The sequence below is a fragment of the Oceanicella actignis genome (assembly GCF_008124525.1).
Classification (GTDB): domain Bacteria; phylum Pseudomonadota; class Alphaproteobacteria; order Rhodobacterales; family Rhodobacteraceae; genus Oceanicella; species Oceanicella actignis.
In genome coordinates this window covers 64,434-84,235 of the sequence record NZ_VNHJ01000010.1, presented here as the reverse complement: position 1 = coordinate 84,235, position 19,802 = coordinate 64,434, and the positions used below count along the sequence as shown (strand labels likewise).

The following is a 19,802-nucleotide window of genomic DNA, read 5'->3' as shown; positions in this document are numbered from 1 at the left end:
CGCGCAAGGCGAGCGGACGGGGCGCCCGGACCCGGCGAGGAGGACGGACATGAGCGAAAAGCGCAAGGCGCTGGCGCTGCTGATCGCGGCCGAGGTTCTGACCATGAGCCTGTGGTTCGTCTCGGCCGCGGTGCTGCCGCAGATGCGCGCCGAGGCCGACATCGCCCCGGCCTGGCAGGCGGCCCTGTCGGCGGCCGTGCAGGCGGGCTTCGTGCTGGGGGCGCTGGGCTCGGCGGCGCTGGGGCTGGCCGACCGCTTCGACCCGCGCCGCGTGCTGGCGGCGGGCGCGCTGGCGGGGGCGGCGGCGAATGCGGGGCTGATCTGGGCGCCGCCGGGGGGCGCGCTGGCGGTCGGGCTGCGGCTGGCCACGGGCGCGGCGCTGGCGGCGGTCTATCCGGTGGGCATGAAGATCGCCGTCGGCTGGGGCGAGCGAGACCGGGGCCTGCTGGTCGGGCTGCTGGTGGGCGGGCTGACGCTGGGATCGGCGGCGCCGCACCTGCTGGCGGGGGCGGGCGCCTGGCGCGAGACGGTCGCGCTGGCCTCGGCGCTGGCGGCGGCGGGGGCGGCGCTGGGACTGGCCACGCGCCTGGGGCCGCATCATGCGCAGGCGGCGCGCTTCGATCCGCACGCGCTGCGCCTGGCGTGGAGCGACCGGCGCATCCGCGCCGCCTTCCTGGGCTATCTGGGCCACATGTGGGAGCTCTACGCCATGTGGGCCTGGATCGGTGCGGCGCTGGCGGCGTCCTTCGCGGCGCGCATGGCGCCCGAGGCGGCGGGCGAGGCCGCGCGCCTGGCGGCCTTCTGCGCCATCGCCGCGGGCGCGTTGGGCTGCGCGCCGGCGGGATGGCTGGCCGACCGGATCGGCAAGGCGCGGCTGGCGGCGGGAGCGATGGTCATGTCGGGCGCCTGCGCGCTGGCGGCGGCCGGCGCCTTTGGCGGGCCGGCCTGGCTGCTTGGGGCGATCGCGACGCTGTGGGGCGTGGCGGTCATCGCCGACAGCGCGCAGTTCTCGGCCCTGATCGCCGATTTCGCGCCGCCTGCGGCCGCCGGCAGCCTGATGACGCTGCAAACGGCGCTGGGCTTTGCGCTGACCGTGCCGACGGTGCAGCTGACGCCGCTGGCGGCGGCGGCGCTGGGCTGGCCGGCGACGCTCGCGCTGATGGCGGCCGGGCCGGCGCTGGGCGTGGCGGCGCTGACGCCCCTGCTGCGCCGGCGATAGGGCGCGCGGGTCGGCCATGGTCGGCCGCGCAGGCCGGTCGGCGCAGGCCGGTCAGCGCATGGGGGGCGGCGCGCGGGGCTCAGCGCGCGGGGCGGGCGATGCCCTCGCGCGCGGGGAAGGCGGCTTCGAAACGCGCGCGCAGGATCAGGGCGAAGACCGCCAGCGCGCCCAGCTGATGCGCCAGCGCCAACGACAGGGGCGCGGCGTGCATCACCGTGGCCACGCCCAGCGTCGCCTGCGCCGCCAGCGCCAGCGCGACATGCGCCGCGCGGCGGCGCGCGCCCTCGTGCCCGCAGCCGCGCGCCGACAGCCAGAACCCCAGCCCCGCCAGCACAAGAAGGTATCCGACCATGCGGTGGTTGAACTGCACCAGCGCCGGGTTCTCGAAGAAGTTGCTCCAGAGCGGCTCGTAGTCGAAGCTTTCCGAGGGCAGGAACTCGCCGTTCATCAGCGGCCAGTCGATATAGCCGCGCCCGGCGTCGATGCCCGCGACCAGCGCGCCCAGCAGGATCTGCGCGAAGGCCAGCAGCAGCAGCGCGTCGGCCCGCCCGACCATCGCCCCGAGGCGGCGGCGGCGCGCCTGCAGCAGCTCGGCCGGATCGCGGCGCAGCTGCAGCGCCATCCAGACCAGCAGGCCGAAGATGGCGAAGGCCATGCCCAGGTGAATCGCCAGCCGATACGAGGCCACGTCGACCATGCGCCCGGTCAGCCCCGAGGCCACCATCCACCAGCCGATCGCGCCCTGCACGCCGCCCAGCGCGCCGACCAGGACGAAGCGCCCCAGCCAGCCCGGCGGAACCGCGCGCCGCGCCAGCATCCACGCCAGCCCCGCCGCCCAGACCAGCCCCACCAGGCGGCCCAGCACGCGGTGGCCCCACTCCCACCAGTAGATGAACTTGAACTCGTCCATCGACATGCCGCGCTTGGCCAGCTGGTATTCGGGGCTGGCCTGATACTTGCGGAACTCGTCCTGCCAGTCGGCCTCGGACAGGGGCGGGATCGCGCCCGTGACGGGGCGCCACTCGGTGATCGACAGGCCTGAATCGGTCAGCCGCGTCAGCCCGCCGACCAGCACCATCGCCGCCACCAGCGCCGCCAGCAGCGCGGTCCACAGGAAGGCGAAGCGGCGGGCGCGGCGCCGGCGCGCCTCCTCGGCGCCCGGCGCGGCGGGCGCGGGGGCCGGCGCCTCGGGACCCGCCTCCTCGAAGATGGCGCGAGGCTTGCCGCCCTGGGGTTTCGTCATGTCCTGCCTCCGCTTGCTCGAGCCAACCGCCGCAGACCTAGCGCCGCCGCCGCCCTTCGGCCAGCGACCGGATGACGCCCCTGAGGGTGCGCACGTCCTGGTCGGTGAGCGGCGCGCGGCGGAAGAGGTTGCGCAGATTCATCTGCATCGAGGCGCGCCGGTCCTCGGGGAAAAAGTAGCCCGCCGCCTCCAGCTCCTGCTCGAGATGCGCCAGCATGCGGTCCACGTCCTCGACGCGGGCGGCGGCGGGCTCGGGGCGCGGGGCGGCGTTCTCGTCCGCCGGCGCCTGGCGGCGCCACTCATAGGCCACCAGCAGCGCGCACTGCCCCAGATTGAGCGAGGGAAAGGCCGGGTTGACCGGCGCCGTCACGATGGCGTTGGCGCGGGCGACGTCGTCGTTCTCGAGCCCGGTGCGCTCGCGCCCGAACATCACGCCCACCCGCTCGCCGCGCGCGACGCGGGCATGCGCGTCGGCCATGGCCTCTTCGGGGGTCATGACGGGCTTGGTCATCTCGCGCGCGCGGGCGGTGGTGGCGTAGACGTAGTTCAGATCGGCCAGCGCCGGCGCGGTCTGCGCGAAGACCTGCGCCTCGTCGATCACCCGCCCCGCGCCCGAGGCCATGGCCGCCGCCTTGGGGTTGGGCCAGCCGTCGCGCGGCGCGACGAGGCGCATGCGCGCCAGGCCGAAATTCCACATCGCGCGCGCGGCGGCGCCGATGTTCTCGCCCATCTGCGGCTCGACCAGAACGAAAATCGGACCGTCCGGCGACCAGACGGCGCTCTTGCGGTCCTGCGCGGCGGCGTTCCTTGGCGCGGACATCGGGGCCTCATGAGCGGCGCGCCACGGCGCCGCCCTGTCGGGCCGCCGGCGGCGCTGGGTTGCGCGGTCAGGGCGCGTTTATCTCCGACGCGCGCGCGGGGCAACCCCGGCGAAAGGCGCCGAGGCGGGGCGCCGGCGATGTCCTCACGCGCGCGGGGCGAGCGGCGCGGCGGCGCGTTTCGGGAAATCCCGGCCCATGTCGCCCTGCGCGCGGGGCGAGCGGGCGCATCGACGCGAGCCCGTCGGCATCGGCGCGTCGTCACGGGCGCGGGGCGGCAAACGGGACCCCGGTTGCGTTCGCGGGCGCAGTCTTCGCGGGCGCAGTCGCCGTCACGCCGCCACGCGCGCGGGGCGAACGGTTCTTGCTCGGCGCCCGCACGCTGCCCGGCAACCACGCCGCCACGCGCGCGGAGCGAACGGCCTCGCGGCCGTCGGCGGCGGATTAGCGTCGTCGCGCGCGCGGCGCGCGGGTCCGTCGCCAATCGCCTGCGCGCAGGGCGGCGCGGGCCTGTCGCCCGGGGCCGCAACTCGGCCGACGCGCGCCCCCGCCCCTGCCCGCGCCGCCGCCTGACGCTCAGCCCGCGCGCTCGAGCCAAAGGGCGCTTTCGGGCGCGCCCGTCCAGGGCAGCGCCGCCAGGGCGGGCCTGCGCGCGGCCTGCATCCGCGTCAGCGCGTAGCGGCTCGAGAAGATGGGCCGCAGCGCGCCGCCCAGGATCCAGCCGGCCAGGGCGTTCTGCTCGTTGTAGCCGCGCCACGCCCATTCGGGCGGATAGGGGTCGGGCAGGAAGACGTCATGCACATGCACCCGCACCCCCGGGCGCAGAACCGGCAGGATGCGGTTGAGGATCAGGTCCACGTCGGTTCCGGGCATGAGGATGTGCGAGCTGTCGAAAAAGGCCACGTCGCCCGGCTCGAGCGCGGCGAACAGCGGCAGATGCGCCTCGGACAGCACCTCGGCGCGCCAGAGCGTCGGCAGCCCCGCCAGCGCGGCGCGCGGGGCGGGGTCGATGCACACATGCTCGGCCCGCGCGCCCGCGTCGCGCAGCGCGCGCGCCACGAAGCGCGTCGAGTGGCCCGACCCGACCTCGACCACCCGCCGCGGCGGCGCGCCGCGCAGCAGCGCATAGGCCGCCGCCGCATCCAGCCGCGGATACCAGTCCTGCGCCCAGCGCGGCGCGGGGGGCGGCCCCTCGATCGCGCGCAGCGCATCGCCCAGCGCGTCGATCTCGTCGAGCAGCGCGGCGAAGGCGGGCGCGGCGTCGGCCATCGCCGCCTCGATCGCCGCATAGGGCGCGCGCGGCGGCGCGACCGTGGCCGCGTAGCGATAGGGAATGAAGAAGCCCGCGCGCCGGACGCCAAGCACCGTCTCGAGCCCCATGCGCAGCCGCCGCCATCTTCGCGTCGTCATCTCCGCTCCTTGTATCCAGCTGCATACGCATGTATGCGTTGCGCGCGGCGGGCCTTGCCCGCCCAGAGCAAGCCGCGTAGGTTCCGCGCGGACGGCCGTCAAGCGCCGGCGCCCGCGAAACCGCCCGCCGGGCCCAGAATCGGGAGACTGAGCATGAAGAAGATCAAGGTCGAAAACCCCGTCGTCGAGCTCGACGGCGACGAGATGACCCGCATCATCTGGCATTTCATCAAGGAAAAGCTGATCCTTCCCTATCTCGACATCGATCTGAAATATTACGATCTGGGCATCGAGAACCGCGACGCCACCGACGACCAGGTGACCGTGGACGCGGCCAACGCCATCAAGAAATACGGCGTCGGCGTGAAGTGCGCGACCATCACCCCCGACGAGGCCCGCGTCGAGGAGTTCGGCCTCAAGCGCATGTATCGCTCGCCCAACGGCACCATCCGCAACATCCTGGGCGGCGTGATCTTCCGCGAGCCGATCATCTGCAAGAACGTCCCGCGCCTTGTGCCGCACTGGACCAAGCCGATCGTCGTCGGCCGCCACGCCTTCGGCGACCAGTACAAGGCCACCGACTTCCGCTTCCCCGGCAAGGGCAAGCTGACGATCAAGTTCGTCGGCGAGGACGGCGAGGTGATCGAGCACGAGGTGTTCGACGCGCCCGGCTCGGGCGTCGCCATGGCGATGTACAACCTCGACCAGTCGATCATCGACTTCGCCCGCGCCTCGATGAACTACGGGCTGGCGCGCGGCTATCCGGTCTACCTGTCGACCAAGAACACCATCCTCAAAGCCTATGACGGCCGCTTCAAGGACCTGTTCCAGAAGGTCTACGAGGAAGAGTTCAAGGACAAGTTCGAGGCCGCCGGCATCCATTACGAGCACCGCCTCATCGACGACATGGTGGCCTGCGCCATGAAGTGGTCGGGCGGCTATGTCTGGGCGTGCAAGAACTATGACGGCGACGTGCAGTCCGACACCGTCGCGCAGGGCTTCGGCTCGCTGGGGCTGATGACCTCGATCCTGATGACCCCCGACGGCAAGGTGGTCGAGTCCGAGGCCGCCCACGGCACCGTCACCCGCCACTACCGCCAGCACCAGCAGGGCAAGGAGACCTCGACCAACTCCATCGCCTCGATCTTCGCCTGGACCGGCGGCCTCAAGCACCGCGCCAAGCTGGACGGCAACGACGAGCTGATGCGCTTCGCCACCACGCTCGAGCGCGTCGTGGTCGAGACCGTCGAGGCCGGCTACATGACCAAGGACCTGGCGCTGCTGGTGGGCCCGGACCAGAAGTGGCTCACCACCATGGGCTTCCTCGAGAAGGTCGACGAGAACCTGCGCAAGGCGCTGGCCGAGGGCTGAACGCCCGAGCCGGCTTCGGGGGCCCGCGGCGCGTTCCGCGGGCCTCTTGCGTTCGCGCGCCCCCGTCCCGCGGAGAAGCTCATGCAGATCGTCCTTTACGGCGTCGCCGTGTCGGCCTTCGTGGCCAAGGTGCGCGCCGCGCTCGACCTCAAGGGCCTGCCCCATGAAGAGCGCGAGCCGCCCGACGGCTACGGCTCGGCCGCCTATCGGGCCATCGTCCCGGCCGGTTCGGTCCCCGGCCTCGTGGTCGACGGGGCGCCGCTGTTCGGATCGAACGCGATCCTCGAATTCCTCGAAGAGGCCGCCCCCGAGCCGCCCCTGCTGCCGGCCGATCCGCTCGGGCGCGCGCTGACCCGCGCGCTGGCCGGCTATTCCGACGACCGGATCGAGGCGGCCGGGCGCGCCATGTTCCCGCTCGTCAAGCGCGGCTGGCGCGCCGATCCCGAGGCGGCGGCGCAAGGCGCGGCGCGCCTTGCCGAGGCGCTGGCGCGGCTCGAGGACATCTGCGCCGCGGCGCCCGCCGGCCTTGCGCCGGGCGGGCGGGCGGGCATGGCCGAATGCGCCCTCGCCCCGGCGATCCAGATGGGGTTGATGCTGTGCGTAGAGGTCGAGCGCCCGCTGACCCCGCCCCCGCGCGTCGCCCGCTGGATGGCGGCGGCGGGCGAAGACCCCGCCATCGCGCGCAGTCTGGCCATTCAGCGCGCGGCGATGGACGAGTGGCTGGCCCGCTGGCGCGCGCCCGGCGGCTCCTGCGGCCGAGGGTGAAATTTTTTCCCGCTCGCCCCTTCACCCGCGGCCCGCGCGCGCCTATATTCGCCTTGTCCCTTCGGGGACTATGGCGATAAACGCGCACGTAATAAGCGGATCGGACCCGGGGGCGGTACCCGGCGGCTCCACCAGAATCCCTCTCCACCCGTTCGTTGGCGGGCGGACGCAAGAGGCAGAAGGGGGCCGAAACAGGATCGACGGACGTGTAAAGGTGTTGCTTTCGCCCGGCAGGATGCCACCGTTATCGGCTCAAAACGCATAGTTGCCAACGACAACCGTGCTCCGGTGGCCGTCGCTGCGTAATGCAGTGACCAAACCGAAACCGAAGTCCTGAGGCTTAGCCGCTTCAGGCGGGGTCCGCAGGCGCCTGGCAACAGAAGCCTGCACTTCTCCCTCTCCAACGCGAAACCGACCGGGCGCCCGCAGCGCGCCGTCGCCCTGCGTCGCCCTGCGTCGCCCGCCCTGCGGCGCGGCTTTCCTTGCGTCGCGAATCGGATATGTTCGGCCCAGACACGGAGGGAATTGCGCATGTCCCAGGCGGGCCTCGACTACGGCAAGATGATGCAGCGCGCGCTGCGCGGCGTGATGGCGGAAAGCCTGGGCGTCGCCGCGCGCGAGGGGCTGCCGGGCGGGCATCACTTCTACATCACCTTCGACACCCGCCATCCGGGCGTGGACATGCCCGACTGGCTGCGCGCCCAGTTCCCCGAAGAGATCACGATCGTCATCCAGCACGAGTTCTGGGACCTGGCGGTCACGCCCGACCGCTTCAGCGTCGGGCTGAGCTTTTCGAACCGCGCGGCGACGCTGGTGGTGCCCTTCGACGCGGTGACGACCTTCGTCGATCCCCACGCCGAATTCGGCCTGAAGTTCGACGCGCATGACGCCGAGGACGACGAAGGCCCCGAGCCCGGCCCGGGCGACGGCCCGGGCGCAGAGGCCGAGCCCCCATCGCCCCCCGCGCCGGGCGGCGACGTGGTCAGCCTCGACCGCTTCCGCAAGCGCTGAGCGCCCCCCCGCGGCGGGCCCGCGCGATGGGCCGGGCGTGAACGCCCGCCGGCAAGGGCCCTCGTCGCCCCTGCCCGCCGGCCGTGCGCGGAACGTGCCCGACGCGCCCCCAACACGCCCCCGACACGCCCCCGCCACGGCCCCGACGCCGGCGCGCCTCGGCCGCGGCGGGGCGTCAGGGCGCCCGCGCCAGCTCTATCGCCACGGCGGCGCAAAGCATGCCGGTGGCCGTCAGCACCATCAGGTGCCAGAGCGCGGTCTGGAACGGCATGCTCTTGCGCACGAACACCCCGACGCCCGCGGTATAAAGCGCCCCGCCCCCGATCAGCAGCCAGAACGTCGCCGGATGGGCGGCGCGCAGGATCGGCCCGCCGATCGGCACGATGGCCCAGCCCAGCGCCAGATACAGCGCCAGCGCCGCGCGCTCGAAACGGCCCGGCGCCGCCAGCTTCAGCGCCGCCCCCGCCAGCGCCGCCGCCCAGATCCCGGTCAGGATCGGCCGCGCGGCCGCGCCCGCCAGAAGAACGGCGAAGGGCGTGTAGGCGCCCGCGATCTTCACGAAGATGGCCGCGTGGTCCAGCCTGCGCAGCACCCCCCGCGCCGCGCCGCGCGCGGGCGCAAGATGATACGCCGCCGAGAAGACGAACATCATCGCCATCGACGCCGCATAGACCGCCGTCGCGGCGACGACGGCGCCGTCGCCCCCGCGCCGCGCCGCCAGCGCCACCAGGGCCGGCCCCGCCGCCAGCGCGCCCGCCACGCCCAGGGCGTGGACGATCGCATCGGCGGCGCGCTCGGCCCGCGCGGGGGCCGAAGGCGGCGAAAGCGCCGAGGAGATTCCCGAGGCCGTGCGATTCATGGCCCCAGTCTAGCATGAACGCAGGCGCGCGCGCCGCATTGGCGCCCGCCCGCCGCGGCGGTATAGAACGCGCGTCACACGCTCATCAGGAGGATCGCGCGCCATGACCGCCACCCGGACCGAGACCGACAGCTTCGGCCCCATCGAGGTGCCCGCCGACAAGTATTGGGGCGCTCAGACGCAGCGCAGCCTGCAGAACTTCCCCATCGGCTGGGAGAAGCAGCCCGTCGCCGTCATCCGCGCGCTGGGCGTCATCAAGCAGGCCGCGGCCGAGGCGAACATGGAGCTCGGCAACCTCGACCCGCGCATCGGCAAGGCCATCGTCCAGGCCGCGGCCGAGGTCGCCGAGGGCAAGTTCGACGATCATTTCCCGCTGGTGGTCTGGCAGACGGGCTCGGGCACCCAGTCGAACATGAACGCCAACGAGGTCATCGCCAACCGCGCCATCGAGATCCTGGGCGGCAAGATCGGCTCGAAGGACCCGGTGCACCCGAACGACCACGTCAACCGCTCGCAATCCTCGAACGACACCTTCCCCACGGCCATGCACATCGCCGCCGCGACCATGGCGCGCGACGTGCTGCTGCCCGGGCTCGAGAAGCTGCACGCCGCGCTGGCCGCCAAGTCCGAGGCCTTCAAGGACATCATCAAGATCGGCCGCACCCACACCCAGGACGCCACCCCGCTGACGCTGGGGCAGGAGTTCTCGGGCTACGCGCACCAGGTCGCCATGGGCATCGAGCGCGTCAAGCGCGCCCTGCCCTCGATCCACGAGCTGGCGCAGGGCGGCACCGCCGTCGGCACCGGGCTCAACACGAAGAAGGGCTTCGCCGAGAAGTTCGCCGCCCATGCCGCGCGCATCACCGGCATTCCCTTCGTCACCGCGCCCAACAAGTTCGAGGCCCTGGCCGCCCATGACGCGGTGGTCGAGATGTCGGGCGCGCTCAAGACCGTGGCGGGCAGCCTGTTCAAGATCGCCAACGACATTCGCTTCCTCGGCTCGGGGCCGCGCTGCGGGCTGGGCGAGCTGATCCTGCCCGAGAACGAGCCCGGCTCGTCGATCATGCCGGGCAAGGTCAACCCCACCCAGTGCGAGGCGCTGACCCAGGTCTGCGCCCATGTCATGGGCAACGACGCGGCCATCGGCTTCGCCGGCAGCCAGGGCCATTTCGAGCTGAACGTCTACAAGCCCATGATGATCTACAACCTGCTGCAGTCGATGCAGCTGCTGGGCGACGCGGCGGCGTCCTTCACCGACCGCTGCGTGACGGGCATCCGCGCGAACGAAGAGCGCATCGCCAAGCTGATGCGCGAAAGCCTGATGCTGGTCACGGCGCTGGCGCCGGTCATCGGCTACGACAACGCCGCCAAGGTGGCCAAGGCGGCGCACCAGAACGGCACCACGCTGCGCGAAGAGGCCGTGCGCCTCGGCTTCGTGGACGAAGAGACCTTCGACCGCGTGGTGCGCCCCGAACTGATGATCGGTCCGAGCGACTGACCGCGCAAGCGATCCCCGCCCGCCCCCGCGCCGGAACGCAGACGCCGCGGGGGCGGGCCAGGGCCGCGGCGCCGAACCCGCCGCCGCGGCGTCCGCGGTCGGGGGCGGCCGTCGCCGACCTCCTCAGAACATCGGGCGGTATTTCCAGTCGTCGGCGTCGGGCGTGACCTCGTCCAGATCATAGCCGGCGGCGCGAAGACGGCGCGCCGCCTCGACGCCCTCGCGCGCGGCCGCGTCCACCAGCGCGCGCCCCTGCGCCTCGTCCCGCGGCACGCCGCGCCCGCGCAGCAGGTCGAGCCCGTAATTGAACTTGCCCACCGGATCGCCCGCCTCGGCCGCGCGCCGGTCCCAGCGGGCGGCGGCGGCCGGATCCTCGGGGCCGCCCAGGCCGTTGTCCTCAAGCTGCCCCATCCAGGTCATCGCCCCCGTCCAGCCCGCCTCGGCGCAGCTTTGAAACAGCGTGCGCGCCCATTCGTGCCGGCCCGACTTGGTGGCGAGATAACCTTGCGCGCACAGGACCATGTCGGCCTCGCCCCGGCGCGCGCGCTCGACGAAGCGGCGCATGGTCATCTCGTCGGGGTTGAGGACGCCGCCCTCGTCAGGCGCCGGCGCGCCCGCATCGGCGCGCGCCGGCAAGGCGGCCGTCTGGCCGATCAGCGCCCCCGCGACGGCGAGCAGCGCGGCGCGCAGGATCGGGGGCGAGGGATGGCGGACTGGCATGGCGGCCTCCTTGGCGCGGCGCCCCGCGCTGGGGGGCCGGAACCCCACCATAGCACAAAGCGCCGCCCGGCGCGCCCGTCAGGGTCGATCGGGGCCGCCCAGATCCAGCGACAGCGCGTGGATGGGCCCGGCCAGCTCTTCGGCCAGGGCCTTGTGGACCATGCGCTGGGCCTCGACGCGGCCGCGCCCGGCGAAGGCCCGGGCGCGGATGCGCACGTGGAAATGGGTCTCGCCGCCCTCGCGCCAGCCGGCATGGCCGCGGTGGCGCTCGGACTGGTCCTCGACCTCGAGCGCCACGGGATCGAAGGCCGCGGTCAGCTTCTCGCGGATGGTCCGGGCTACGCTCATCTCCGTCTCCTTTCGCCTGTCCGGCGCGCCCGCGCCCGGCCGGGCTTGGCCCGCGCGGCGCGAACGCTACAATGTCCGGCCCGACTCGGCCGCCGCGGCCGACGCCCGCAACAGCACCGGAGCCAGACGCACAGTGCCGCCTCGTTCGCCCTTCGACTACGACGTTTCGGTTTCCGCCGACAAGCGCCGCCGCATGCGCCGGCGCGGCATGACCGGCGCGATCGAGGACAGCCGCCGCCCCTGCGACCGGCCCGGCTGCGACGGGCGCGGCCAATACCGCGCGCCCAGGGCGCCCGACCGGCTGAACGAGTATTACTGGTTCTGCCTCGAGCATGTGCGCGAATACAACCGCTCGTGGAACTACTTCGCGAACATGACGCCCGAGGAGTTCGACGCCTTCCAGCGCGCCGATTCGGTCTGGGGCCGGCCCACCTGGCGCTTCGGCCAGCAGCCGCGCAAGCCGCTGGGCATCGAGGCCCATGCCGAGGGCCAGGCCTGGCGGCGCTTCGGCTTCGACGACCCGCTCGAGGTGCTGGGGGCGAACGCCACCATCAACCCCGGCGGGCGCGGGCGCGACGTTCCGCCGCCCCCGCGGCGCAAGCTGCCCGCCAATCTGCGCCGCGCGCTCGAGGTTCTGGGCGCCGAGGACCACATGACCCGCGCCCAGATCCGCGCCATCTACAAGGATCTGGTCAAGTCCCTGCACCCGGACATGAACGGCGGGCGGCGCGACGACGAGGCGCGCCTGCGCGAGGTGGTCTGGGCCTGGCAGCAGATCAAGGGCAGCCGCGCCTTCGCCGACTGACGACGCGACGCGCTTGCGCTTGCGTCGCGGCGCCTTATGTTCCAAGCAGCGTCAGGGAAACCGCGTTTCGCGGACGGCCCGCCCGCGCCCGCCGGCGCGCCGGTCCCCGCAGGGCGCTGCACGGCCCGCCGCGAAGGCGGGCGGATGAAACGAAGGACGACGAACATGGCTGACGGCGCGGTGATCGACGCGATGGAGCCGACGGTGGACGTGTCCGTGCGCGACGCGTTCGGCATCGACCTCGACATGACGGTCAAGGGGTTCGCCGAACCCACCGACCGCGTGCCCGATCTCGACCCCACCTATCGCTTCGACCGGGACACGACCCTGGCCATCCTGGCCGGCTTCGCCCACAACCGGCGCGTGATGATCCAGGGTTATCACGGCACCGGCAAGTCCACGCATATCGAGCAGGTGGCCGCGCGGCTCAACTGGCCCTGCGTGCGCGTGAACCTGGACAGCCACATCAGCCGCATCGACCTGATCGGCAAGGACGCGATCAAGATCCGCGACGGCAAGCAGGTGACCGAGTTCCACGAGGGCATCCTGCCCTGGGCGCTGCGCAACCCGGTGGCCATCGTCTTCGACGAATACGACGCCGGGCGCCCGGACGTGATGTTCGTGATCCAGCGCGTGCTCGAAGCCGACGGCAAGCTGACGCTGCTCGACCAGAACGAGGTCATCCGCCCCAATCGCTGGTTCCGCCTGTTCGCCACGGCCAACACGGTCGGGCTGGGCGACACGACCGGGCTCTATCACGGCACGCAGCAGATCAACCAGGGCCAGATGGACCGCTGGTCGATGGTGGTCACGCTCAACTACCTGCCCCATGATGCCGAGGTCGACATCATCCTGGCCAAGAACCCCGACTACGCCGCCACCCCCGAGGGGCGCGAGACCGTCTCGCGCATGGTCACCGTGGCCGATCTGACGCGCTCGGCCTTCATGAACGGCGACCTGTCGACGGTGATGAGCCCGCGCACGGTCCTCGCCTGGGCCGAGAACGCGCGCATCTTCAAGGATGTGGGCTTCGCCTTCCGCCTGACCTTCCTCAACAAGTGCGACGAGCTCGAGCGCCAGACGGTGGCCGAGTTCTACCAGCGCTGCTTCGGCGAGGAACTGCCCGAAAGCGCCGCCAGCGTCAGCCTGGGCTGAACGCCGGCGTCGGCTAGGGCCAAGCGCGCGCCGCCGCCGAGCCGACCCGCCGGGGCGATGCGTAAACGCCGCCCCCGCTCCGACGCGCGCCCCCTCGCCGCGCCCGGCCCCGGCGGGGGCCGCGCGGCGGCGCCGAACATGGGACGACCTGCCTCGGCGCCCGCGCCGCGCCCCGTTCGACCCGCGCTCGGGGCGCATGCCGCGCCGGCGCCCGCCACGGCGGACGGGCCGCGGCGCCCGCTCGACACAAGGGGCCGCAGCCCCTAAGTCTGATGCGAAGACTTGCCCTTTCCCGCCGCGGAGCGCAGCATCCGATCATGCCCACACGGTCCGACAACCCCGCCGAGCCCTTCAAGAAGGCGCTCACCGAAACGACCCGCGCGCTGGCCAACGAGCCCGACCTGACCGTGACCTTCTCGGTCGATCCGCCGGGCATGGCGAACGACTCGGTCCGCCTGCCGCAGATCTCGCGCGCCATGAGCCGCGCCGAGGTCATGCTGGCGCGCGGCGCCTCGGACGCCTACGCCCTGCGCCGCCGCTTCCACGACCCCGCCGCCGCGGCGCGCTATCGCCCGCAGGGCGAGACGGCCCGCGCCATCTTCGACGCGATGGAGACGGCGCGCTGCGAATCGCTGGGCGCGCGGGCCATGCCGGGCGTTGCGGCCAATCTGGACGCGCGCCTGGCGGACGAGGCCGCGCGCAAGGGCTATGCCGAGCTGCGCGGCCCCGACGAGGCGCCCCTGCCCGAGGCCGCCGGGCTGATGGTGCGCGCGCTGGCCACGGGCCGCCCCCTGCCCGAGGGCGCGCGGCGGGTGCTCGAGCTGCTGGGCCCGCGGCTCGAGGCCAGCTCGCCCGAGGCGCTGCGCGCCGCCGTCGCCGCGCTTGACGATCAGGCCGCCTTCGCGCGCCTGGCCCGGCAGGTCATCGCCGATCTGGGCTATGGCGAAGAGCTGGGCGAGGACCCCGACCAGGGCGAGGACGAGGATGACGAGCAGTCGCAGGAGGACTCGCCCGATCAGGACCAGGAGGGCGGCCAGGAGCAGGCCGATCAGGATCAGGACGACGCGCCCGACGAGCAGGGCGCCGAGGACCGCGCGGCCCCCTCGGCCGAGGTCTCGAGCGAAGAGGACGACGACGCCGATCTGAACGACGAGGCCGCCGCCGAGGATGGCGAGCCCCCCGCCGAGCCCCAGGCGCCGCCGCCCTTGTCCGAGGCCGACCCGCTCTACAAGGCCTTCACCACCGCTTTCGACGAGGTGGTCGACGCCGCCGATCTGGCCGAGCCGGCCGAGCTGACGCGGCTGCGCGGCTATCTGGACCAGCAGCTGGCGCCGCTGCGCGGCGCGGTGGGCCGGCTGGCGAACCGGCTTCAGCGCCGCCTGCAGGCGCGGCAGAACCGCTCGTGGCTGTTCGACCAGGAAGAGGGCGCGCTCGACGCCGCGCGCCTGGCGCGCGTGGTGGCCAACCCCACCACCCCGCTCAGCTTCAAGGTCGAGAAGGACGCCGAGTTCCGCGACACCATCGTCACGCTGCTCATCGACAATTCGGGGTCGATGCGCGGACGGCCGATCTCGATCGCGGCGATCTGCGCCGACATCCTGGCGCGCACGCTCGAGCGCTGCCAGGTCAAGGTCGAGGTGCTGGGCTTCACCACCCGCGCCTGGAAGGGCGGTCAGTCGCGCGAAGAGTGGCTGCGCGTCGGCCGGCCGGGTCAGCCCGGGCGGCTGAACGATCTGCGCCACATCGTCTACAAGAGCGCCGACGCCCCCTGGCGGCGCGCGCGGGCCAATCTGGGCCTGATGATGAAGGAAGGCCTGCTCAAGGAGAACATCGACGGCGAAGCCGTCGAATGGGCCGCCCGCCGCCTTCTGGCGCGGCCCGAGCAGCGCAAGATCCTGATGGTCATCTCGGACGGCGCGCCGGTCGACGACTCGACGCTTTCGGTCAATCCCTCGAACTATCTCGAGAAGCACCTGCGCGACGTCATCGCCATGATCGAACGCCGCCGCCAGATCGAGCTGCTGGCCATCGGCATCGGCCACGACGTCACCCGCTATTACCAGCGCGCGGTGACCATCACCGATGTCGAGCAGCTGGGCGGCGCGATGACCGAGCAGCTGGCCGCGCTGTTCGAGGCCGACCCCCACGCCGCCGCCCGCGCCCAGCGGCGCGGGGCGCCCCGGCGCCGCATCGCCTGAGCCGGCCCGCGCCGGACGACGCACGGCCCCGGTCCCGCGCGACGCGCCCGGCCCGCAGCGCCGCGCCCCAGGCCCCGCGTCGGATGGCCCCGTGCAGGATGGCGCCGCGTCGGATGGCCCCGTGCAGGATGGCGCCGCGTCAGATGCGGCGCGCCCGCTTGTGCGCTCGGCGGATCTTCAGCGCCATGCCCAGCGCCAGCAGGACCACCCCCGCCGCCCCCAGAACCGGCGCGGCGGGCAGATGCAGCGCCGGCTCGATCGCGGCCCATATCGCGGGATCGGCGCGGTTCTCGATGCCCGACTGCAACCCGATCAGGCTTTCGCGGTGGACGGCGAACCAGAACTCGCCCAGCGAACGGAACGCGCCGCGCCCGGCCCCGCCGCCCTGCTCGGTCAGGTCCAGCGCGGCCAGCGTCGCCGCCAGGCCGATCAGCAGCAGCCCCCCAAGGCGCAGGATCATCGCGCATCCTCCTCCGTCGCGCCGCCCGCCGCCTCTTCGGGCGGGACGATGGCATGAAAAACATAGCCGCCCAGATTCTCGTGCGACAGCCGCGTCACGCGCCAGCCGCGCGCACGCAGCCCCTCGGCGAAGCGGAACCCCGCCTCCCAGTCCTCGAGCGTGAGCATGGTGCGCGCGCCAAAGCGCCGGGCGATGATCTCGGTCGCCTCGGGAACCGCCTCGGGGCCGCGCCGGGCCGTCAGGCGGGCGTGCACCTTCTGGCTGAACGGGGTCTTGAGACCCACCAGGTCCACCAGCGGCAGGTCGGTCGCCCAGGCGACATGGCCCACATCGTGCAGCAGTAGCGGCGCCGAGGGATCGAGGTTGCGCTCGATCCAGCGCGCCGTCGCCTGAAGGCGCGCGCGCTGGTCGCCGATCAGCCGCAGATCGATCGGGGCCTTGAAGAAAAACCCCGCCGCCGTCGCCGCCAGCGCCAGTGCGATGAAGACGCGCGCCGGGACCGCGCCGCGCCCCGATGCGGCGCGCGAGGCCAGCGCGAAGGCCGCGATGGGCAGAAAGACCCACAGCAGCCGCTTGCCGTTCTGGATCGAGACGACCGGGTAGAGCGCCGCCATCGCCGCGATGAGCGCCAGCGCCGCCAGCGTGGCGCGCCGCGCGACGGGCCCGCGCGCCGCCGCCAGGGCCAGCATGAGGCCGCTGGTTCCCGCAATGAACTCCAACGCCTTGGCCGCGAAGTAGGCCCTCGGAATCCACGGGCCCAGTTGCGGCTGGGCGAAGAAGGCCCGCTTGGCAAAGCCGGTGCGCGGCAGCGGCGCGCCCGACAGGCTCCACTGCGCCGCCAGCAGCGCCGAGGCCGGCGCCACGCACCAGGCCAGCGCGCGCAGCGCCTCGGCGCGCCGTCCCTCGCGCCGCGCGTCGCTCAGCATGCCCAGCATCAGCGCCGCCGAGACCGCGCCGAGCTCGGGCCGCACGAAAGGCGCCAGGCCGCACAAGAGCGCCGCCCCGCGCGAGAAGGGATCGCGCGCCGCCAGCGCCAGCATCCAGATGACGATGGCGAAGACCCAGCCGGTCTCGAGCCCGTTGAGCATCACGTAGTAGAAGCGCCCCGCGAACACCGCCGCCAGCGCCAGCGCCAGGCTCCAGCCCGCGCCAAGGCCCAGCGCCCGGCCCGCCGCCAGAACGCCCAGCCCCGACAGCGCCACCGCCGCCCAGCTCAGCGCCCACAAGGCCCACTCGGCGCTTCCGGCCAGATGCCCCGCGGCGACGGCCAGCGTGTGCAGAAGGCTTGTCGCGCCGAACAGGGCCGGAACGCCGGGAAAGGAGGGGTCGCCCTCGATCAGCGCGCGGGCGTTGTGCAGGGTGATGTAGGCGTCGTCCAGCGGCCAGGCCGGCGCGCCAAGGCGGCGCAGATGCCAGGCCGCCGCAGCCGCGGTCAGCGCCAGAAAGATCGCGCCCGCCGCGGCGAAGGCGCCGTCGCGCCGCGCCGACGCGGCCGGCGGCGTCGCGGGATGGGATGCGCTGGACATGAACGCCGCTCCCCGATTGGTTACGCGCGCGCGCCGCCGCCTTGAGGCGGGCGCGCGCCTTCGTGCCTGCCCGAAAGCGGCGGCGCGGTCAAGCGCAGCCCCCGGCGGCAACGCGCCGACGCGCGCATGGGCGCGGCGCGCCCCGTTCCGCCGCGCATTGCCTCGCCGCCCCGCCCGCACGGATCGGCGCGGCCGGCGGCCGGGCCTTGTGCCGGATCTTGCGCGGCGGTCGGCGCGGCGGCGCCTGGGGCGCAGGCGCGGCGCCGCCGAGGGCTCCGGCGCCCTGAGGAAGAACGGCCGCCCCTTGCGACGCAGCGCTAGACAACGCGGAGCCTCCCGCCGCCGCCCGGGGCAAGACGCCCGCCCCCGGCCTGACGCCGCGGCGCGGATCGCGGCCTGAAGCGGGCGCGCCCGTCCGCCGGATCCGCGCGTCGCCGCCGCGCGGTCAGGCGCGGCGCAGGTCGGGGGGCGTGGCCTCTTCGGCCAGGGCGGCGGCCGCCTCGGCCAGGGGCATGACGCGCTGCCCCTTCTCGCCCAGGCGACGCACGGCGACGGCGCGGTTCTCGACCTCCTGCCGGCCGACGGCGATGATGGCGGGCGTCTTGGCCAGCGAGTGCTCGCGGACCTTGTAGTTGATCTTCTCGTTGCGCAGATCGGTCTCGACCCGCAGCCCGGCGGCGCGCAGCGTGGCCGCGACCTCGCGCGCATAATCGTCGGCGTCCGAGGTGATGGTGGCCACCACCGCCTGCACCGGCGCCAGCCACATCGGGAAGCGGCCGGCGTGGTTCTCGATCAGGATGCCGATGAAGCGCTCGAAGCTGCCCAGGATGGCGCGGTGCAACATGACCGGGCGGTGACGCTTGTCGTCGGCGCCCACATACTCGGCGCCCAGCCGCTCGGGCAGCACGAAGTCGCACTGGAAGGTGCCGCACTGCCACTCGCGCCCGATGGCGTCGGTCAGCTTGAAGTCCAGCTTGGGGCCGTAGAAGGCGCCCTCGCCGGGGTCGATCTCGAAATCGTCGGTCACCTTGCGCACCGCCGCCTCGAGCGCGGCCTCGGCCTTGTCCCAGATCTCGTCCGAGCCGGCGCGCACCTCGGGGCGGGTCGAGAACTTGATGTCGAAGCTCTCGAAGCCCAGGTCGCGATAGACCGAGCCCAGCAGCGAGATGAAGGCGGCGGTTTCCTGCTCGATCTGGTCCTCGGTGCAGAAGATGTGCGCGTCGTCCTGCACGAAGCCGCGCACGCGCATCAGCCCGTGCATCGAGCCCGAGCTTTCGTAGCGGTGGCACGAGCCGAATTCGGCCAGGCGCAGCGGCAGGTCGCGATAGGATTTGAGCCCCTGGTTGAACACCTGCACATGGCACGGGCAGTTCATGGGCTTGAGGGCGTTCACGCGCTTTTCGTTGGCGTGCTCCTCGTCGATCTCCGTGATGAACATGTTCTCACGGTATTTGTCCCAGTGCCCCGAGGCCTCCCACAGCTTGCGGTCCACCACCTCGGGGGTGCGGATCTCCTTGTAGCCGGCGGCGTCGAGGCGCCGGCGCATGTAGTCCTGCAAGGTGCGGTAGACCGTCCATCCCCTGGGGTGCCAGAAGACCATGCCCGGCGCCTCTTCCTGCATGTGGAAGAGCTCCATCTCGCGCCCAAGGCGCCGATGGTCGCGGCGGGCGGCCTCCTCGAGCATGTCGAGATAGGCCTTCAGGTCCTTGCGCGAGCGGAAGCCCACCCCGTAGATGCGCTGGAGCATCTTGTTGCGGTGATCGCCGCGCCAGTAGGCGCCCGCGACATGGGTCAGCTTGAAGCCGTCGGCGGGAACCTGCCCCGTATGGACCAGGTGCGGGCCGCGGCACAGATCCTGCCAGTCGCCGTGCCAATACATGCGGATCGGCTCGCCCTCGGGGATCATGCCGACCAGCTCGACCTTGTAGGGCTCGTCGTTCTCTTCGTAGAAGCGGATGGCGCGCTCGCGGTCCCAGACCTCGGTGCGGACCGGGTCGCGGCGGGCGATGATCTCGCGCATGCGCTTCTCGATCAGCTCCAGATCGGCGGGGGTGAAGGGCTCGGCGCGGTCGAAGTCGTAATACCAGCCGTGCTCGACCACCGGGCCGATGGTGACCTTGACGTCGGGCCACAGCTCCTGCACCGCGCGGGCCATGATGTGCGCCAGGTCGTGACGGATCAGCTCCAGCGCGGCGTCGTCCTCGATGGTGACGATCTCGAGCCGCGCGTCGCGCTCGATGGGGCGCGACAGGTCGACCAGCTCGCCGTCCACGCGCGCGGCCAGCGCCGCCTTGGCCAGCGATTTCGAGATGTCCTTCGCCACGTCGGCCGCGGTCACGCCGGCGGGATAGGTCCGCGCGGCGCCGTCGGGCAGGGTGAGGGTCACCATGCGGGAA

At 72.9% G+C, this 19,802-nt stretch carries 17 protein-coding genes and 1 other RNA gene; 9 read left to right on the top strand and 9 right to left on the bottom strand.

The window, feature by feature from the left end; translation table 11 throughout:
• Positions 1-49 precede the first annotated feature (49 nt).
• Positions 50-1,219 carry an MFS transporter gene (locus LY05_RS13265; protein WP_148923476.1) on the top strand — a complete coding sequence of 390 codons (1,170 nt, stop codon included), beginning with the start codon at positions 50-52 and terminating at the stop codon, positions 1,217-1,219.
• Between the two features lie 79 nt (positions 1,220-1,298).
• Here LY05_RS13265 and ctaA read toward each other — a convergent pair whose 3' ends face one another.
• The 3 genes from ctaA to LY05_RS13250 all read right to left on the bottom strand — a co-directional run bounded on the left by ctaA (position 1,299) and on the right by LY05_RS13250 (position 4,690).
• Positions 1,299-2,462 carry a heme A synthase gene (gene ctaA, locus LY05_RS13260; RefSeq protein ID WP_148923475.1) on the bottom strand — a complete coding sequence of 388 codons (1,164 nt, stop codon included), beginning with the start codon at positions 2,460-2,462 and terminating at the stop codon, positions 1,299-1,301.
• A 37-nt stretch (positions 2,463-2,499) separates the two neighbouring features.
• Complete coding sequence (locus tag LY05_RS13255; RefSeq protein ID WP_249041953.1) at positions 2,500-3,192, bottom strand: RNA methyltransferase; 693 nt, start codon at positions 3,190-3,192, stop codon at positions 2,500-2,502.
• A gap of 664 nt (positions 3,193-3,856) precedes the next feature.
• A complete protein-coding gene (locus LY05_RS13250) occupies positions 3,857-4,690 on the bottom strand; it encodes a class I SAM-dependent methyltransferase (RefSeq protein ID WP_148923473.1) in 834 nt (277 codons plus the stop codon).
• A gap of 153 nt (positions 4,691-4,843) precedes the next feature.
• On the opposite strand from LY05_RS13250, the gene LY05_RS13245 reads away from it, so the two are divergent.
• From LY05_RS13245 to LY05_RS13230, 4 genes are all read left to right on the top strand, one after another.
• A complete protein-coding gene (locus LY05_RS13245) occupies positions 4,844-6,061 on the top strand; it encodes an NADP-dependent isocitrate dehydrogenase (RefSeq protein WP_148923472.1) in 1,218 nt (405 codons plus the stop codon).
• An 81-nt stretch (positions 6,062-6,142) separates the two neighbouring features.
• A complete protein-coding gene (locus LY05_RS13240) occupies positions 6,143-6,826 on the top strand; it encodes a glutathione S-transferase family protein (RefSeq protein ID WP_148923471.1) in 684 nt (227 codons plus the stop codon).
• Positions 6,827-6,842: 16 nt separating this feature from the next.
• Positions 6,843-7,217, top strand: a transfer-messenger RNA (tmRNA) gene (ssrA, locus tag LY05_RS13235).
• Between the two features lie 140 nt (positions 7,218-7,357).
• On the top strand, positions 7,358-7,837 hold the full coding sequence (locus LY05_RS13230) for an SspB family protein (RefSeq protein WP_091764250.1): 480 nt from the start codon (positions 7,358-7,360) through the stop codon (positions 7,835-7,837).
• A 175-nt stretch (positions 7,838-8,012) separates the two neighbouring features.
• On the opposite strand, the gene trhA is transcribed toward LY05_RS13230, so the two are convergent.
• Positions 8,013-8,696 (bottom strand): PAQR family membrane homeostasis protein TrhA, encoded by a 684-nt coding sequence (trhA, locus tag LY05_RS13225; protein WP_148923470.1) that lies wholly within the window; start codon positions 8,694-8,696, stop codon positions 8,013-8,015.
• Positions 8,697-8,799: 103 nt separating this feature from the next.
• Here trhA and fumC point away from each other — a divergent pair, with 103 nt between their 5' ends.
• Positions 8,800-10,194 (top strand): class II fumarate hydratase, encoded by a 1,395-nt coding sequence (gene fumC / locus LY05_RS13220; RefSeq protein ID WP_072747885.1) that lies wholly within the window; start codon positions 8,800-8,802, stop codon positions 10,192-10,194.
• Between the two features lie 123 nt (positions 10,195-10,317).
• On the opposite strand, the gene LY05_RS13215 is transcribed toward fumC, so the two are convergent.
• Both LY05_RS13215 and LY05_RS13210 read right to left on the bottom strand, forming a co-directional pair.
• Positions 10,318-10,914: an SEL1-like repeat protein gene (locus LY05_RS13215; RefSeq protein WP_245728524.1), complete on the bottom strand. Its 597-nt coding sequence runs from the start codon at positions 10,912-10,914 to the stop codon at positions 10,318-10,320.
• Between the two features lie 78 nt (positions 10,915-10,992).
• Entirely contained in the window at positions 10,993-11,262 is a 270-nt protein-coding gene (locus LY05_RS13210) for a BolA family protein (protein WP_072747884.1), read from the bottom strand.
• A gap of 133 nt (positions 11,263-11,395) precedes the next feature.
• On the opposite strand from LY05_RS13210, the gene LY05_RS13205 reads away from it, so the two are divergent.
• The 3 genes from LY05_RS13205 (at position 11,396) to cobT (ending at position 15,420) form a co-directional block, all read left to right on the top strand.
• Positions 11,396-12,067 carry a J domain-containing protein gene (locus LY05_RS13205; RefSeq protein ID WP_091764249.1) on the top strand — a complete coding sequence of 224 codons (672 nt, stop codon included), beginning with the start codon at positions 11,396-11,398 and terminating at the stop codon, positions 12,065-12,067.
• 165 nt (positions 12,068-12,232) lie between these two features.
• Entirely contained in the window at positions 12,233-13,222 is a 990-nt protein-coding gene (gene cobS, locus LY05_RS13200) for a cobaltochelatase subunit CobS (protein WP_072747883.1), read from the top strand.
• Between the two features lie 317 nt (positions 13,223-13,539).
• The gene (gene cobT / locus LY05_RS13195; RefSeq protein WP_148923469.1) at positions 13,540-15,420 is read left to right on the top strand and encodes a cobaltochelatase subunit CobT; all 1,881 of its coding nucleotides are present in this window, start codon (positions 13,540-13,542) and stop codon (positions 15,418-15,420) included.
• A 139-nt stretch (positions 15,421-15,559) separates the two neighbouring features.
• Here the strand turns inward: cobT and LY05_RS13190 are convergent, their stop codons facing one another.
• The 3 genes from LY05_RS13190 to thrS all read right to left on the bottom strand — a co-directional run bounded on the left by LY05_RS13190 (position 15,560) and on the right by thrS (position 19,795).
• Positions 15,560-15,880 carry a hypothetical protein gene (locus tag LY05_RS13190; protein WP_148923468.1) on the bottom strand — a complete coding sequence of 107 codons (321 nt, stop codon included), beginning with the start codon at positions 15,878-15,880 and terminating at the stop codon, positions 15,560-15,562.
• A complete protein-coding gene (locus LY05_RS13185; protein ID WP_148923467.1) occupies positions 15,877-17,406 on the bottom strand; it encodes a hypothetical protein in 1,530 nt (509 codons plus the stop codon). The genes LY05_RS13190 and LY05_RS13185 overlap by 4 nt, the downstream gene beginning before the upstream one ends.
• Before the next feature lie 445 nt (positions 17,407-17,851).
• The gene (thrS, locus tag LY05_RS13180) at positions 17,852-19,795 is read right to left on the bottom strand and encodes a threonine--tRNA ligase (RefSeq protein ID WP_148923466.1); all 1,944 of its coding nucleotides are present in this window, start codon (positions 19,793-19,795) and stop codon (positions 17,852-17,854) included.
• Between the last annotated feature and the right edge of the window lie 7 nt (positions 19,796-19,802).